The sequence below is a fragment of the Streptomyces sp. SID14478 genome (assembly GCF_010548525.1).
In the GTDB taxonomy this organism is placed as follows: domain Bacteria; phylum Actinomycetota; class Actinomycetes; order Streptomycetales; family Streptomycetaceae; genus Streptomyces.
On record NZ_JAAGMG010000127.1, the window covers coordinates 1 to 2,203 of the forward strand.

At 73.5% G+C, this 2,203-nt stretch carries 2 protein-coding genes and 1 pseudogene; 2 read left to right on the plus strand and 1 reads right to left on the minus strand.

Features of this window, described 5'->3' with window-relative positions:
- Both G3I40_RS05015 and G3I40_RS05020 read left to right on the plus strand, forming a co-directional pair.
- Positions 1–375: pseudogene (locus G3I40_RS05015) on the plus strand (ATPase); the annotation flags it as partial.
- Positions 376–501: 126 nt separating this feature from the next.
- Positions 502–1,437, plus strand: coding sequence for a hypothetical protein (locus G3I40_RS05020; protein ID WP_164300935.1), 936 nt, complete (start codon positions 502–504; stop codon positions 1,435–1,437).
- A 528-nt stretch (positions 1,438–1,965) separates the two neighbouring features.
- Here the strand turns inward: G3I40_RS05020 and G3I40_RS05025 are convergent.
- On the minus strand, positions 1,966–2,203 hold a 238-nt coding region (locus G3I40_RS05025; RefSeq protein WP_164300936.1), incomplete at its 5' end, for a beta-propeller fold lactonase family protein.

Sequence of the window (2,203 nt, forward strand, 5' to 3'; positions counted from 1 at the left end):
GAACTGCCCGGCCGGATCTATCCGCGCACGGACCGGCCCGCGGCTCTGGCCTCGTTCGCGCCCGACGTGGCGGCCTGCTCGGCGGACGACCCGGTCGCGGCCGCGATCCTGGCCGCCGCCGCGGGACACATCGCGGAGGCCGCGGCGGCCGTGTGCCCCGCGCAGGGCGGTGACGTCGCGCTGACCGGCGGTCTGTTCAAGATGGGCGGGCCCCTCCTGACGCCGCTCGGTGAGGAGCTGTCCGGACAGCTCCCGCACGCGACCGTCGTGCCGGCCGCCGGTGACCCGCTGCACGGGGCCCTGGTGATCGCCGCGGCCCTCGCGACGGACGGTCTGCGACTGCCGCGGGACGGGCGCCTGCTGTCCGTGCCGTAGCCGCCGCACCCTTGCGGACCAGGACAGTTATGCCATCCGGAACCGATCGGACATTACCGGACGGATACCGCTCAGCTGCCCCCTGGCCGAACAACGATGCCGGGTGAGCCAGTAGCATGCGGCGCCATGAGCTCCCCCACTGGGCCCGCTTCCGGCCTGCCTGTACGAATGCCGCGACCCCGCCAGCCCGGACGCCACCGTCGTCCGGAACCCGTGGCCGCCCCCGAGGGCGCACCTGCCCTCGTTCTCGCCGTGCCCGGCACGCCCAGCGCCGCGACGCGGATGCTCGCCGACGAGGTCGTCAGCATCGCGCGCTCGGAGCTGCCCGGTCTGGACGCGCGCGTCGGCTTCGTCGACGGGGAGGTCACCGACTTCCCGGTGTCCGCCGAGTTCCCCTCCCTCGCCTCCGTGCTCGCGCACGCCGCGCGGGAGCGCACGGCCCGCTTCGAGCAGGCCGTCGCCGCCGGGGTCGAGGCCAGGCAGCCCGAGGGACCCGTCGCGGTCGTCGTGCCGCTGCTCGCGGGGCCGGACGCAGCGCTGCTGCGCCAGATCCGCCAGGGCATCTCCGACAGCCGCGTGGCCGCCGAGCTGACGGACGTCCTCGGCCCGCACCCGTTGCTGGCGGAAGCCCTGCACGTGCGGCTCTCCGAGGCCGGTCTGGCCCGCGCCGACCGGGCGCGCCTGTTCACCGTGGCAACCGCCGCGGACGGCATCATCCTCGCCTCAGTGGGCGGCGAGGAGGCCGTACAGGCCGCGGGTATCACCGGGATGCTGCTGGCCGCTCGGCTCGCCGTGCCGGTGATCGCCGCCGCGCTCGACGTGGAGGGTTCGATCGCCGCGACCGCCGAGCAGTTGCGCGGCTCCGGTTCGCAGCAGCTGGCGCTGGCGCCGTACCTGGTCGGGCCGGAGGTGGACCCGAGCGTGCTGGAGGCTGCCGCCAAGGACGCGGGGTGTGCTTCGGCGGAGGCGCTGGGGGCGTATCCGGCGATGGGGAAGCTGGCGTTGGCCAAGTACACGGCGGCGTTGGGGATCACGCCCCAGCCGGTTGCCTCCGGCGGTTGAACGGTACTGCTGCGGGCCCGGGACGTTTCGTCCCGGGCCCGTTGTCGTAGGTGGGTGTCTTGTGCTCTTGTCGGCTGGCCGTCGGGGGTGGTCGGCTCGGCCGTCGTGCTTTGTCGGCTCCACCGTCGGGGGTTGCTCGGCTCGGCCGTCGTGCTTTGTCGGCTCCACCGTCGGGGGTTGCTCGGCTCGGCCGTCGTGCTTTGTCGGCTCCACCGTCGGGGGTTGCTCGGCTCGCCCTCCGGGCTCGGTTGTCGCCCTTCGGGCTCGTCCTCAATCGCCGGACGGGCTTGAGGTGGCTCGCGTTGCCTTCGGCCTCGGGACGTCCTCATATGACGGACGGGCTTGGGGTTTTGTCGGCTCCCCCGTCGAGGGTTGCTCGGCTCGCCCTCCGGGCTCGGTTGTCGCCCTTCGGGCTCGTCCTCAATCGCCGGACGGGCTTGAGGTGGCTCGCGTTGCCCTCGGCCGCGGGACGTCCCTCAAAACGCCGGGCCGGCTCGGCATAGGTCCGGGCGGTGCTCGGTGGGGTGGCTAGCCGAATGCCACGCAGGATGCTGCGGGGAGTCGTAGCGAACCTGTTCTCACCGGGGTTCCCGTCTTCTCGTCCACGGTGAACCAGGTCACGTCGCCGGAGCGTTCGTTCGCCGCGTAGAGGAAGCGGGCCGTGGGGTGGAGGGAGAGGTCGCGGGGCCAGTGGCCGCCGCAGGGGGTCGTGGAGCGGAGCGTGGGGTGTTCGCCCGTGGCGTCCAGGGCGAAGAGCGAGAGGACG

Bases quoted from the DNA above. Each gene is read 5' to 3' on its own strand.
- G3I40_RS05020 (WP_164300935.1), top strand. From the start codon at position 502: ATGAGCTCCCCCACTGGGCCCGCTTCCGGCCTGCCTGTACGAATGCCG.